Origin of the sequence: Erythrobacter sp. HI0063 (assembly GCF_001635685.1) — a bacterium.
GTDB lineage: Bacteria > Pseudomonadota > Alphaproteobacteria > Sphingomonadales > Sphingomonadaceae > Qipengyuania.
Window position 1 is genome coordinate 1 of sequence record NZ_LWFF01000090.1, and the last position, 202, is coordinate 202.

Sequence of the window (202 nt, forward strand, 5' to 3'; positions counted from 1 at the left end):
GTTGGGGTGAAGTCTCGCTCAGCACGGAATCCCTGCGCTGGGTGCGCCCGCTGTCGGGCATCGTCGCCTTGCTGGGTGACGAGGTGGTCGCATGTGAGGTCCACGGCGTCACCAGCGGTGCTGTCACGCTCGGCCATCGCTTCCATCACGCGGGCGACATCACTATCGGAAGTACCAACGATTATGCGCTGAAATTGCGCGC

General features: G+C 63.4%; 1 protein-coding gene. It reads left to right on the top strand.

What is annotated here, in order from left to right; genetic code table 11:
• Window positions 1–202 (top strand): glycine--tRNA ligase subunit beta (locus A3736_RS04200; RefSeq protein ID WP_156501960.1); only part of this gene is annotated, 202 nt, incomplete at both ends.